This window comes from Pseudomonas sp. LB3P25 (genome assembly GCF_054897985.1).
Window position 1 is genome coordinate 7027781 of the sequence record NZ_CM142711.1, and the last position, 9602, is coordinate 7037382.

Annotated in this window: 8 protein-coding genes; 4 read left to right on the plus strand and 4 right to left on the minus strand. The window is 60.3% G+C overall.

Features of this window, described 5'->3' with window-relative positions; all coding sequences use genetic code 11:
* Positions 1–46: 46 nt before the first annotated feature.
* Genes ACYZTW_RS32405 through ACYZTW_RS32415 form a run of 3 tightly spaced genes read left to right on the plus strand, consistent with a single transcriptional unit; the run spans position 47 to position 2759 of the window.
* The gene (locus ACYZTW_RS32405; RefSeq protein ID WP_462003247.1) at positions 47–778 is read left to right on the plus strand and encodes a zinc ribbon domain-containing protein; all 732 of its coding nucleotides are present in this window, start codon (positions 47–49) and stop codon (positions 776–778) included.
* Between the two features lie 4 nt (positions 779–782).
* The gene (locus ACYZTW_RS32410) at positions 783–1289 is read left to right on the plus strand and encodes a hypothetical protein (RefSeq protein WP_462003248.1); all 507 of its coding nucleotides are present in this window, start codon (positions 783–785) and stop codon (positions 1287–1289) included.
* 57 nt (positions 1290–1346) lie between these two features.
* On the plus strand, positions 1347–2759 hold the full coding sequence (locus tag ACYZTW_RS32415; RefSeq protein ID WP_462003249.1) for a vWA domain-containing protein: 1413 nt from the start codon (positions 1347–1349) through the stop codon (positions 2757–2759).
* A gap of 141 nt (positions 2760–2900) precedes the next feature.
* Here ACYZTW_RS32415 and ACYZTW_RS32420 read toward each other — a convergent pair whose 3' ends face one another.
* The 3 genes from ACYZTW_RS32420 to ACYZTW_RS32430 all read right to left on the minus strand — a co-directional run bounded on the left by ACYZTW_RS32420 (position 2901) and on the right by ACYZTW_RS32430 (position 6161).
* The gene (locus ACYZTW_RS32420; RefSeq protein ID WP_462003250.1) at positions 2901–4877 is read right to left on the minus strand and encodes a methyl-accepting chemotaxis protein; all 1977 of its coding nucleotides are present in this window, start codon (positions 4875–4877) and stop codon (positions 2901–2903) included.
* Positions 4878–5060: 183 nt separating this feature from the next.
* Positions 5061–5981 carry a LysR substrate-binding domain-containing protein gene (locus tag ACYZTW_RS32425; protein ID WP_046053830.1) on the minus strand — a complete coding sequence of 307 codons (921 nt, stop codon included), beginning with the start codon at positions 5979–5981 and terminating at the stop codon, positions 5061–5063.
* A gap of 27 nt (positions 5982–6008) precedes the next feature.
* Positions 6009–6161, minus strand: a complete 153-nt coding sequence (locus tag ACYZTW_RS32430; RefSeq protein ID WP_462003251.1) for a hypothetical protein — start codon at positions 6159–6161, stop codon at positions 6009–6011.
* Here ACYZTW_RS32430 and ACYZTW_RS32435 point away from each other — a divergent pair.
* Positions 6160–7557, plus strand: a complete 1398-nt coding sequence (locus ACYZTW_RS32435; RefSeq protein WP_462003252.1) for a NorM family multidrug efflux MATE transporter — start codon at positions 6160–6162, stop codon at positions 7555–7557. The genes ACYZTW_RS32430 and ACYZTW_RS32435 overlap by 2 nt on opposite strands.
* Before the next feature lie 108 nt (positions 7558–7665).
* On the opposite strand, the gene ACYZTW_RS32440 is transcribed toward ACYZTW_RS32435, so the two are convergent.
* The gene (locus ACYZTW_RS32440) at positions 7666–9339 is read right to left on the minus strand and encodes a putative bifunctional diguanylate cyclase/phosphodiesterase (protein ID WP_462003253.1); all 1674 of its coding nucleotides are present in this window, start codon (positions 9337–9339) and stop codon (positions 7666–7668) included.
* Positions 9340–9602: the final 263 nt, after the last annotated feature.

Genomic DNA, 9602 nt, shown 5'->3' on the forward strand with positions numbered 1-9602 from the left:
CTCACCTCAACAACAACAGCCAACACCGTCACCAAGGAGTTTCACCATGTCGCACAGCCTTTGGACTCGCTTCAAGCTACAGATCGCTTTCGTTGTCACCGGCAGCCTGCTGCTGACCGGTTGTGCCAACACTGGCAGCTCGATGCTCGGTGGCAATGAGGGTGCTGACCCACGCCTGACTCAGGGCAATGACGCACAGTTCTTCAGCAAGTCCGGCTACCAGGCCTGCGCTGTCGGCGCCGGTGTCGGTATCCTTGGTTGCGCACTGTCCAACAGCAGCAACAAGGGTGTCTGCGCCATCGCCGCCGGTATTACCGCGTGTGGCGTGGCCATGGGCGCGAACTACTACCTGGATCAACGTCGCAGCGAATACTCCGACACCACCACCCGTTTGGCGAAGATGAACAGCGACGTCGAGCAACATACGCAGGAAGTCATCACCCGTACCGCCACTGCTCAACGAGTGATCAATGATGATCAGGCAGAAATTGCCAAGATCAAACAGGACATCGCCAGCAAGAAGATCAACAAGACCCAGGCCCAGGCGCAAATCGCCCAGATCGACAAGAACATCGCACTCCTGCGCAAAGATCTTGGCAACATGCGTACCACGGTCACTGAGTACACCAAAGTGGCTGATGCCGAACGTGCACAAGGCGCCAGCGCCGAGATCAAGCAAGTGGACATCAACATTTTGAAGATGAACGAGAAAGTCGCCGCCTTGCAGAAGGAAGTCGACGGTCTGTACAGCCAGCGCTCCGCGATCACCCTGGGCTAAGCACATGACTCTACGACAGCTGGCGGTCCTCACCGCCGTTCTGGCCTTGAGCGGTTGCGCGACCAAGCCCGGGGAATGCGACGCGACCAATCGCGACAGCAGCATGCTGACCAAGATGAACTGCGACTACTCCGGTGGTTACAGCGATCAGGTCAAACAGAAGGAGCTGGCCCTGAGCGAGTCCCGCCAGCAAAACGCAATGTTCGTTCAGGTGTACGAGAACATTCAGGCCCAGCAACTCAGCACCAAGACCGACCTGGCCAGCCAGCAGAAATCCCAGGCGGCGCTGAATCAGTCGTTGGGGCAACTGCTGACCTCGCTCAAGGCGCGGCGTGGCAATGAAAGCCAGGTGCAAAAGCAGATTGCCGACCTCGAGCAGCAGCTCAAGGCCTCGCAGGCAACGCCCGCGACCAAGGCCTCACCCGCGACGCTGGCAGCCAAGCAGGAACAACTGAAGGCGTTGCAGAAGAAAGTTAATCAGCTGCAATTCAGCCTCGGTTACGAAGAGTAACTTTTCACCCCGCAGGCCTCCCGATGGATGCCTGCACCCTTTTCAGGAATCGTCGTCATGCAGCGGGTCATCAGGGATGCGCAAGCCACACCAGAGGGGATGAGTGCGCTGCAAGCCAAAGTCGCCCTCATCCAGAAACACTTTCCGCCAACCGTCGCCAGCCTCTTCGCCATCCCGCGGATGGGCAGCGGCGAGGTGCTGGAATGGTGGACCGAACTGGGTGGCCAACCCACGCCCTATGCCGCCCTCAACGAGGACGCGCAACGACGTTTGCTGGAAACCTATGAAGTGCGTCAGACGTCCCTCGGACAGCTGGCGGACGAACTGCAAAAACGCGGTCAGCCCACGGTAGCGGATGACTTGCGTAGCCTGCTCGGCACGCCTGAGCTGGACAAACTCTACAGCCTCAATGGTGAGCCGCTGGTGGTGCGCTGGAACCAGCGTCCGCCAAAACCAATCGTACCGCCGGTTGTTCCAGTGGTGCCCGTCGTGCCGCCGTCGCGCCGTGGCTGGTGGATCGCGGCGGCATTGCTTGCGCTGCTGTTGCTGCTCTTGGCGCTCTGGGCTTACTGGTGGTTTCTGCACCGGGAAAAAGTTGTCCCGGTCGAGCCAGTGGCGCCGGTGGTTACACCGATTGAGAAACCGGTTGAACCTGTTCCCGAGCCTGTCGTGGAACCGGAACCGGAGCCAGAACCGCTTCCGGTTCCAGCTCCAGAACCAGAACCCGTGCCGAAACCCAAGCCAGTCCCGCCACCAAAACCTGTGGTCGTCGCCCCGCCACCGCCACCGACGCTGGACAACTTTGCTTGCCGCAAAAAAGCGCCGAACGCAGTGATCCCTCAATTTGTCGTGGTGCTCGATACCTCAGGCTCGATGGATTTGAACATCAAGTCAGTGAAAGCCGACGAGGACTGGTTTTATGCCAACGAGCTCAACAAGTACCTGGATGCGAACCGCACCATGCGGATCTTCGCCAAACCCAGCCGCATGGACGTAGCCAAGGACTCGCTAGCCGGCATGATCAACGGGCTGGACCCGAAGATCGACACGCGCCTCATCACGTTCGCCGGCTGCAACAGCACACCGGACCAGGGCGTGTTCAAGTTTGGCGACCGCCAGCGGTTGATCAACGGGATTCGAGGTCTGGTTCCCGACGACGGCACACCGCTGGCCGACAGCCTGGCTCACGCTGCAAGCACCGTGGACGGGCGCAACAACGATGCGGTTATCGTGATGTTCGTCGACGGTGAGGACGGTTGCCAGAAGGACGTCTGCGCCGTGTCCCGCCAAATCGCCAGAGAACAACCGCGCCTGCGGGTCAACGTGGTGAAGATCGGTGCCGGTGGACCGTCGCGCTGTATCGCCGAAAACACCGGTGGCCGGGTTTACAACAGCACCAATGCGGCTGAGCTGGGCAAGCAGTTGAAACTGGCGAGCAAGGAAGTGTCGAGCAACGCCAAGTGCGACTGACTAGGTAGTCTGAACACTGAGGTGACCCCAATCGCGAGCAGGCTCGCTCCCACATTAGTCCTGCGGTGAACACAATACTTGTGAACACCCTGGATTCAATGTGGGAGCGAGCCTGCTCGCGAAGGCGATATCAGCAGCTACTCAACGAAACCGGTCAACCTCATGCCGCAAATCCGCCGCGAGCTTCTCCAGCTCTTTGGCAGTGATCGCCAGGTTGGACACCACTTCGCGCTGCTCACTGTTCGCCAGAGCAATGCTTTGCAGGTTGCTGCTCAGCAAGGTGGCGGTGCTGCTCTGCTCTTGAGTCGCGGTGGTGATCGCCGCGAATTGCTGACCGGCCGAACGGCTTTGCTCATCGATCCGCGCCAGGGCACTGGCGACGTTGGCGTTGCGTGACAGGCCTTCCTGCATCAACAGGTTGCCCTGCTCCATGGTGCTAATGGCGTTACCGGTTTCCTGCTGAATGCTTTGGATCATGCCGGAAATTTCGTCGGTCGCTTGGCGAGTGCGTGAGGCCAGGTTGCGAACTTCATCGGCCACGACCGCAAAACCACGACCCTGCTCGCCGGCACGAGCGGCTTCGATGGCCGCGTTCAGCGCCAGCAAGTTGGTTTGATCGGCGATCGAGGTAATCACACCGACAATGCCGCCAATTTCCTGGGAGCGCTGACCCAAGGTATTGATCACCGTCGCCGTGCTGTTCAGCGCGCCGGCGATTTGCTCCAGAGACGAGGACGCTTCGTCCATCGACGTACGACCGATCTGGGTTTGCTGTGCGTTTTCCTGGGCCAGACGCTGGGTGTTGCCCATGTTGTCGGCAATGTTCAGGGAAGTGGCGCTGAACTCTTCCACGGCGCCGGCCATGCTGGTGATTTCGCCCGACTGCTGCTCCATCCCTTCATAGGCGCCGCCGGACAAACCGGACAAAGCCTGGGCGCGGCTGTTGACCTCTTGCGAGGCCTTGCGGATGTGTTCGACCATGGTCGACAGCGCCTGGCTCATCTGGTTGAAAGCGCGAGCCAGCTGACCGATCTCGTCGTTGCTCGACACGTTCAGCCGCACGCTCAAATCACCGGCACCCAAGGCTTCAGCCTGACGCACCAGATCACCCAAAGGCGCCAGTTTGCTGCGCAGCAACCAGACCGCCGAACCCACAGCGATCAACATGGCCAGCAGACTGCCAATCGCCAATTGAATACCGACACTCCAGGTCACGGCACGGATTTCGGTTTTCGGCATGCTCGCCACGACCGACCATGGGCCGCCTTCAAACGGTACGGCAATGCTGTAGAAATCTTCTGACTTGTCGCTCCAGAACTCGCCCTTGCCCGGCGTTTTCGCCAAGCCAACGATGGTCGGAGTCGCCTGATCCAGCGCTTGTACACCCGCTATCGGCACCAGCCATTTGCTCTGCTCATCCAGCAGCGCCAAGGAACCGGTCTGGCCGATACGGAAGCGCTTGAGGTTGGCGAACTGCGCGTTCTGCGCGTCGGTGTAGTCGAATCCTACGAACAGCACGGCAATCACCTTACCGCCGCTGTCACGTACGGGGGTGTACTGAGTCATGTAGGAGCGTTCGAACAGCAATGCACGACCGACATAGCTCTGCCCCGCCATCAAGCGCGCATAGGCCGGATGAGCATGATCCAGCAAGGTGCCGATGGCCCGGTTGCCATCCTGTTTGCTCAGGGAGGTGCTGACCCGAATGAAGTCTTCGCCGCTGCGCACAAACAACGTGGCAACACCGGCGGTCATTTGCTTGAACTCGTCCACTTCCTTGAAATTGTTGTTCAGCACTTCGCTGCCCAGGTGCAGGCCCGGGGTCTGCACACCGGCTACAGCGACCGGCTCATCAGGGTGCACGCTCAAACCGGCGCTGAAGCGCTTCTCGAACAGACCGCTCAGGCGCTGGGTACTTTCACGCAACGTGCCGTGAAAGGTACTCAACTGATCGGCCAGCAACCGGGCTTCACTGGCCAGGTGCTCTTCGCGGGTGGCGAGGTTGGCGGTGTCCAGCGAACGCAGGGCGAACACGGTACTGCCGCTGATGACAATCGCCAGTATCACGGCAAGCGCAAGACCAAGCTGTGAGGCGATCCGGGCACGAGGTTGAGACATGACAGCTCCTGGCCGAGCGACCGGATCATCCTGATCACGACGCACACTCAGCAAAATTTCTAATGATGGGAATTGCATCGAACTTGTACGAAGGTCCCATCTGCATTTTCGGCGGAAAATCAGAATACTTGAGTAATTAACCGGGATATGGCTCAAGGCCGCTATTGCGGCGGCTCTATCGATTCAGCCCAAGTGTTGAACATCAGGCAATTCCATTGCTCGGGCTTCGCCTTGCAGGAAGTCGCTGAGCCTGCGCAAACGTTCACCTCCGGGGCGGGTTTTCGGCCAGACCAGGTAATATTTCTCACCGCTGGCGACGGCCGTCGGCCACGGCAGACTCAGACGTCCCTGAGCCACATCTTCCGCCACCATCAGCAGATCGCCCATGGATACGCCATAGCCTCGGGCGGCGGCGATCATGCCCAGTTCCAGCGTGTCGAACACCTGCCCGCCCTTGAGCGACACCTGGTCCGCCAGCCCCATGCGTTCCAGCCAGCTGCGCCAGTCGCGACGATCCGGTGTCGGGTGCAACAGTTCGGCATTGGCCAGCCGTGCGACATCCCACGGTTGATCCTGCAAAAGATTCGGCGCGCCGACTGGAATCAGCTCTTCCGGGAACAGGAAACTCGCCTCCCAGTCTGGCGGAAAATGCCCGTTGCTGAGGATAACGGCGCAGTCGAACGGTTCATGGTTGAAGTCCACCGAATCGACGTCCATCCAGGCGCTGGTCAATTGCACCTCGTTGCCCGGTTGCAGGTGCCGAAAGCGGCTGAGCCGTGCCAGCAGCCAACGCATGGTCAGGGTCGACGGCGCTTTCATGCGCAGGATGTCATCTTCGGCGCGCAAGGTATTGCAGGCCCGCTCCAGGGCGGTGAAGCCTTCGCGAATGCCGGGCAGGATCAACCGCGCCGACTCGGTCAGTTGCAGATTGCGTCCGCTGCGGTGAAACAGCCGACAGGCAAAATGCTCTTCGAGCGTACGAATGTGCCGGCTGACCGCGCTTTGGGTGATCGAGAGTTCTTCGGCTGCGCGGGTAAACGAGCTGTGCCGCGCCGCCGCTTCGAATGCGCGCAGGGCATACAAGGGAGGAAGACGACGAGACATTGGCAAAGCTCCTAAAGCGGGATTTGGTCACCCTAGCAGAAACTCTTCAGCATGAGTTTTAATCATGCCACCCATCCTTTTTATCCCTTTGTGCAAACCCCGAAGAGCGCCGAGAATCGGCTCTCTCCTGTTTTCTTTGGGCTTTCCTGTTTCTCTTAAATAGCCGAGCGTGATGACCATGCAGCATCCAGCACGTACCGAACTCTGGGCCATCCTGCGGCTGGCGGGGCCGTTGATTGCCTCGCAGTTGGCGCACATGCTGATGGTCCTCACCGACACCTTGATGATGGCGCGCCTGAGTCCAGAGGCGCTGGCCGGTGGCGGCCTGGGCGCAGCAACCTACTCGTTCGTGTCGATTTTCTGCATTGGCGTGATTGCCGCGGTCGGCACCCTCGTGGCTATTCGTCAGGGTGCCGGCGACATCGTCGGTGCCGCACGGCTGACTCAGGCCGGACTGTGGCTGGCATGGTTGATGGCGCTGGTGGCCGCTCTGCTGCTGTGGAACCTCAAACCAGTGTTGCTGATGTTCGGCCAGACCGAAACCAACGTCCACGCGGCCGGGCAGTTCCTGCTGATCCTGCCGTTCGCCCTGCCCGGCTACCTGAGCTTCATGGCCCTGCGCGGCTTCACCAGCGCCATTGGCCGGGCGACGCCAGTGATGGTCATCAGCCTCGGCGGCACCGTGGCTAACTTCCTGCTCAATTACGCATTGATTACCGGCATGTTCGGTCTGCCAAAACTGGGGTTGATGGGCATCGGGCTGGTTACCGCTATTGTCGCCAACTGCATGGCGCTGGCGCTGGCCTGGCACATCCGCCGGCATTCGGCCTACGACGCATATCCCTTGCGTCAGGGCCTGTCGCGCCCCAACCGTCAGTACCTCAAGGAACTGTGGCGCCTGGGCCTGCCGATTGGTGGCACCTACGCGGTGGAAGTCGGACTGTTTGCGTTCGCCGCGCTGTGCATGGGCACCATGGGCAGTACGCAACTGGGCGCACACCAGATCGCCCTGCAAATCGTCTCGGTGGCGTTCATGGTTCCGGCGGGGATTTCCTATGCGATCACCATGCGCATCGGGCAGCACTACGGTGCCGGGCAGCTGCTGAATGCACGGCTGGCCGGACGGGTCGGCATCGCCTTTGGCGCGGCGGCGATGCTTGCTTTCGCCATGGTCTTCTGGCTGCTGCCGAATCAGTTGATCGGTTTGTTTCTGGACCACAATGACCCGGCGTTTCGCGACGTTATCAACCTGGCCGTGAGCCTGTTGGCAGTCGCCGCGTGGTTCGAGCTGTTCGACGGCACGCAAACCATCGCCATGGGTTGCATTCGTGGGCTCAAGGATGCCAAGACCACGTTCCTGGTGGGTTTGGGGTGCTATTGGCTGATTGGCGCGCCAGCCGCCTGGTGGATGGCCTTCCATTTGAATTGGGGGCCGACAGGCGTCTGGTGGGGATTGGCGCTGGGGCTGGCGTGCGCGGCGGTGAGTCTGACGCTGGCGTTTGAGTGGAAGATGAAAAAGATGATTCGTCGCGAGCCGTCGTCAGGCGCGAGTTTTCAGGTCGCCCAACCTGACTAAGATCCCCTGTGGGAGCGAGCCTGCTCGCGAATGCGGTCTGTCAGTCAGCATTGATGTTTGCTGACACACCGCTTTCGCGAGCAGGCTCGCTCCCACATTGGTTCGGCGTTAACTCACGACTTCCAGTGCAGGCTGCTGACTGCTGCCAAAGGTCAAATACTCAACCAGCTCCGCCAGCGGCAGCGGCTTGCTGATCAAATATCCCTGCACCTGATCGCAGCCAAACCCGCGTAAAAGCTCCAGTTGTTCCGGCGTTTCTACGCCTTCGGCGACCACTTCAAGATTGAGGTTGTGCGCCAGATTGATCATCGCGTGGACCAGTTTGCGATTCTCTTCGCGCTGTTCCATGCCGCCGACAAAGCTCTTGTCGATCTTCAATAAGGTAATCGGCAGGCTGTTGAGGTGCACAAACGAAGAGAAACCGGTGCCGAAGTCGTCCAGGGAGAAGCGCACACCCAGACGCCCCAACGCATCCATGGTCTGTTTGACCAGATCGCTGCGGCGCATCACCGCGGTTTCAGTCAGTTCGAATTCCAGCCATTGCGCCTCGACGCCGCGCTCGGCAATCAGCCGGCTCAGGGTCGACAACAATTGGCTGTCCTGAAACTGCCGGAACGACAGGTTGATCGCCATGTGCAACGCCGGCAAACCCCGTTCGCGCAACGCCTGCATGTCGCGCAAGGCGCGGGAAATCACCCAGTAACCCAGCGGCACGATTAAGCCGCTTTGCTCGGCCAGCGGCACGAATTCGCTGGGTGGCAGCAAGCCGCGCTCGCCATGACGCCAGCGCACCAAGGCTTCGAGGCCGACGATTTGCCCGTCTTCAAGGTTCAGACGTGGCTGGTAATGCAGTTCCAATTCATCCCGACGCAACGCCCGGCGCAGCTCGCTTTCGAGGTCGGCCATGCTGCGGGCATTGCGGTTGATGCGTTCGTTGAAGATGTGAAAGGTACAACCCTGCGTACTTTTGGCTTGTTGCATGGCGATGTGCGCGTGCCACATCAGCGGGTCGGCGCCGGCCTGGGCCCGTGCGTGGGCAATACCGAGGCTGGAACCGATCAACAGGCTTTCGCCGTCGACCCAGTAAGGCTCGGCCAGCGCTTCGGTAATGCGCTCGGCCATCCATTCGGCGCGCTGAGGCGCGCGGCGGGTGTCGATCAGCAGGGCGAACTCATCACTGCCCAGTCGCGCCAGCTGATCGCCGGCCTCAAGCTGGCTTTTCAGCCGCGCGACCACTTGCAGGATCAACCGGTCACCGGCCTGGTGGCCGAGGGCATCGTTGGCGTGGCGGAAGTTGTCGAGGTCGAGGTGACCGAGGGCCAACCCGCGACCGTCGTTTTCCGCCAGGCGTGCCGCCAGCAAGGTCTGGAAACCCTGGCGATTGGCGATGCCGGTCAGCGGGTCTTGCTCGGCCAAGCGCTGCAGTGTGTTTTCCAGCAGGCCGCGCTCACGCACATGGCGCAGGCAACGGCGCAACATGCCCGGATCGAGCAGATCGCGCACCAGCCAGTCACTCACCCCATCGGGCGGCGACAGCGGCTCATGTTCGAGCAGCAACACCGTCGGCAAGTTGCAACGGCCAGGTAGAGGCTGAAGCGCTGGAATCGTCAACAACACCGCGCTGCGGTTGTCATCGAACAGACTGCTGACCGACTCCCAGCTCGGCGCACTGATCAACACGGTCGAGCTCCCCATCGGAGCCAGACACTCGCGCAACAACGCTGCCCACGCTGGCTCTTCGGCCAGTAGCAGCAAACGCAAGGGTTCGACAGGCGTAGACAAGCTAGCTCCCTAGACTCTGCAAAGATGTAGGCGGCGGGCATTATGCAGCGCCGGTAACCAATGACCAAATGACACCGGTTAACAAACGCGGCTTCGTATCTTGAATAACGAACAATAGACGCACATTCATCGCGCATCCTGCGTGAAAGTATCAAAACCGGCAAATATAGATAGCGTGCTGCGTCACAAGTCGGAGAGAGCAGCACAATTCGCTGAGCCTGTTAAAATGCCGGCCCATTTCGCAAACGACTCCCTGATTTCGT